4 protein-coding genes are annotated in these 2,690 nt (G+C 70.4%); 1 reads left to right on the top strand and 3 read right to left on the bottom strand.

Annotated elements, in window-relative coordinates; genetic code table 11:
* Positions 1-257 precede the first annotated feature (257 nt).
* A complete protein-coding gene (locus VR45_RS28975; protein WP_045942816.1) occupies positions 258-581 on the bottom strand; it encodes a helix-turn-helix domain-containing protein in 324 nt (107 codons plus the stop codon).
* A gap of 99 nt (positions 582-680) precedes the next feature.
* Between VR45_RS28975 and VR45_RS28980 the strand changes: the two genes are divergently transcribed.
* Positions 681-1,001, top strand: a complete 321-nt coding sequence (locus tag VR45_RS28980) for a putative quinol monooxygenase (RefSeq protein WP_045942817.1) — start codon at positions 681-683, stop codon at positions 999-1,001.
* 29 nt (positions 1,002-1,030) lie between these two features.
* Here the strand turns inward: VR45_RS28980 and VR45_RS28985 are convergent, their stop codons facing one another.
* The gene (locus VR45_RS28985) at positions 1,031-1,243 is read right to left on the bottom strand and encodes a hypothetical protein (RefSeq protein WP_045942818.1); all 213 of its coding nucleotides are present in this window, start codon (positions 1,241-1,243) and stop codon (positions 1,031-1,033) included.
* A 604-nt stretch (positions 1,244-1,847) separates the two neighbouring features.
* The coding region (locus tag VR45_RS28990) for an RICIN domain-containing protein (RefSeq protein WP_045942819.1) at positions 1,848-2,690 on the bottom strand (843 nt) is incomplete at its 5' end.

A 2,690-nucleotide genomic window follows, 5' to 3' on the forward strand; every position in this document is an offset into this window, starting at 1 on the left:
CCACCCGGGAGACCCACCTGCTCACCGGCGACCCGGCCGCCTCGACGGCCGCGTTCGTCAAGTACCAGGGCTTCTACTGGTATGCGCAGTGGTACACCACCGTCGCCCCCGGGACGGCGGAGTCCAACGGCGGCCGGCCCTGGAAGAAGCTCAGCCCGGCTCCGTGACCTCTGTGACCCCGTGACCCCCCCCGCGACACCGGCCCGGCCCTCCCACCGCCCGGCCCTCCCACCAGGGGGGCCGGGCCGGTGTCCTTCCTACGTCTCCGGTTGCTCCTCCGCCGTCAGGATCGCCAGCAGGCCGGGGAAGCGCTGCTCCAGGTCGGTGCGCCGGAGGCTGGCCATCCGACTGTTGCCCCGGTCGACCTGGCGGATCAGCCCGGCCTCGCGCAGCGTGCGGAAGTGGTAGGTGACGGTTGCCTTGCCGACGGGCAGCGCGAAGGAACTGCACGTCCGCGCGCCGTCGGCGGGGCCGAGGGCCAGCTCCCGGACGACGCGCCGCCGCAGCGGGTCGGCGAGCGCGGACAGGACTTTGCCGAGTTCGATCTCAGCCGTGTCCGGGTGCCCCTCGTCGTCGGGCATCGTCACCACCACCTTCCAGGTACGACTTGCATCGTACCTCCCGGGTCGCCTAGCGTGCCCTAGGTACGAAATTTCTCATACCTTTGGAAGGGACTCGCCATGGCCCGGCCGTTCACCCTCGTCGGCACCGCCCGCCCCAAGCCCGAGCGCGTCGACGACCTGCGGCAACTGCTGCTGTCGTTCGTCGAACCGACCCGCCGGGAGCCCGGCTGCCTGGAGTACCACTTCCACGAGGACCGCGACGCCCCGGGCGTCTTCGTCTTCTACGAGGCCTGGCGCAGCGAGGCCGACCTGGAGGCCCACCTCGCCCTGCCCCACCTGCGCGACTTCTGGGAGCGCCGGATGGACTACCTGGAACAGGACCTGGAGATCCGCCGCCTCACCATGCACAGCCCCTACCAGGAGCGGCCTGTTCGCTGACACGCCATAAGAGGGCGTTCGATACTGATTCAGGCAGCTGCAGGCGGTTTCGGGCGGAGGTATTGCCCGACTTCGTCGGGGCTGGTGATCCCGAAGGTCTGCTCGACCCGCCAGCGGATCGGCTGGACGACGAAGCCCTTCTGCTCCTTGTCGCGGGCGACCGCCTCGACGTCGATGGACAGGGCGGCGCCGTGCTTGACCACGGCGTTGTTGCAGCCGGCGTCCACCCACACCTTGGTCACGGTGGGCCACCGGACGGCGAGGGCGTCCAGGACCTGTTCGCCTCCCGGCGGAGTCCTGGGCTCCGGCGGCGGTGACGATCAGGACCAGGTTGTCGGTGGCGATGTGGCGCTTGCGGCCCTCGCGAGACGCCGTGACTGCCATGCGGGACTGCGCCAACCAGTGGTTCAAGTTCGCACGCCGGCTCGCCCGGCAGCGCGTCACCGGACTGCGCGACTGCACCTCGAAGCAGCACCTGGTCGACGTGCATGCCGCACCCCGCGCAACCGGCCTTGCCGCAGGTGCGGCACGTAGTTCGACGACACATCTCGGGACGGGCCACATCCTGGCCGTCCCTTCCGTCGGTGTGTCGCTCCGGTGGCCGATCGGGCGGGAGTGCGGTGATCGATCCTGTTGGCACCGGGACGGAGCCGCTCTCATGATTCCGGCCGGACGGGTGCTGTGCGGCCGTGACGGCCGCCGAGGTGCCCGTGAGCTGCCCGACCTGCCGGCCCGGGCCGGACGGCGAACGGGGGGAGGGACCGGGCGGTGGCTCCGCCCGGTCCCTCCCCCCGTACCCCGGTGACCCCCCGTGCCCCGTGCCCCCGTGCCCCCGTCACCGGGAGGTCAGGAGCAGTTGGTGAAGGTCGGGCTGGTGTTGGCGATGTAGAGCGTCGCGCCCGCCTGCGGGTCGTAGGTGAGCGGCACGGTGAGGGTGTCCTCGGCCGTCCAGGGGATGCCGCGGGCGTCGAAGGTCCAGGTGCCGGTCACCTTGCGGGCCAGCTCGGCGAGCGTCACCCAGCCGTACTGCTGGGGCGGGACGGACACCGCGACGCTGTTGTTGACGGTGGTCGATCCCTGCCAGACGTTGCTGTAGTGCAGCGCGGTGCTGACCACGGTGGTGAGCGCCCCGCCGGGGATGCCGCCGGAGATCTGCGTCCCCATGTCGGCGCCGATGCTGTTGGACCATCCGCTCATATTGGTGACCGAGAAGGCCTGCTGGACGGTGCCGGAGGTGTTGTTGAACCAGACCGAGGAGACGCAGACCTTCGGCAGCGGGGCCGCCGGGGCCTCGCTCTTCAGCGCCCAGGAGCAGGTGGAGATGTCCTTCTGGCACTGCTTGGCGGCGTGGTCGACGGCGAGGTTCCTGGCCGCCGCGGGGAAGCCGGTGGACCAGCGCTGGTTCACCGTTCCGTTGCAGGTGTACTGGTCGGTCCAGGCGTCGTCGTAGTTGCCGCCGAGCAGCAGGTCGAGACAGGTGTTGTCGCCCTGGTGGCGGATCATGAACGAGTCCTCGGCGCCGGGGACCGGCTGGAGGAACCACTTCTGGCTGGCCTGGCCGGCACAGGTCTGCTGGCGCAGGGCGGGGGTGAGCCAGGCGAGGTCGATGCACTTGCCGGTGGTGTTGTTGACGATCGTGAACGAGGAGTCCGAGGCGTCGACGTTCAGCCGCCAGGACTGGTGGTAGCC

Origin of the sequence: Streptomyces sp. NRRL S-495 (assembly GCF_000966955.1) — a bacterium.
GTDB lineage: Bacteria > Actinomycetota > Actinomycetes > Streptomycetales > Streptomycetaceae > Kitasatospora > Kitasatospora purpeofusca.